The organism is Arthrobacter sp. TJ-270 (assembly GCF_058269075.1).
Window position 1 is genome coordinate 1 of the sequence record NZ_JBZCNB010000023.1, and the last position, 500, is coordinate 500.

The 500-nt window shown below is 66.4% G+C and carries 1 protein-coding gene; it reads left to right on the plus strand.

Annotated elements, in window-relative coordinates:
• A partial coding sequence (locus tag AC4D2M_RS17170; RefSeq protein WP_490893111.1) for a Mu transposase domain-containing protein occupies nucleotides 1-500 on the plus strand: 500 nt, incomplete at both ends.

The following is a 500-nucleotide window of genomic DNA, read 5'->3' on the forward strand; positions in this document are numbered from 1 at the left end:
CGGGCGAATCAGTTCCTGGAAACCTCCTTCCTGCCCGGCCGGTCCTTCACCTCACCGGAAGATTTCAACGCTCAGCTCGGCCTTTGGTTGCCCCGCGCCAACGCCCGGCTGGTCCGGCGGACCGGAGCGCGGCCCGCTGAACTGATCATCCAGGACAAGGCGGCGATGCTGGGGCTGCCACCGGTTCCACCGGTGACCGGTTTCACCGCCCGGGTCCGGCTTCCGAGGGATTACTACGTCCGGATGGCATCGAATGACTATTCCGTGCACCCGCAGGCGATCGGCAGGTTCGTCGAGGTCACCGCGGACCTGGAAACCGTCACAATCACCCTTGATGGGCGGTGCGTGGGGAACCATCGCCGGTCCTGGGGCACCGGTCTGACGATCACCGACCCTGACCATGTCGAAGCCGCCGGCGCTCTGCGTAAAGCCTTCCAACACCCTGCACCTGCCACGGATGCGTCCGGGCTGCGGGACCTGGCGGACTACGACCGGGCCTT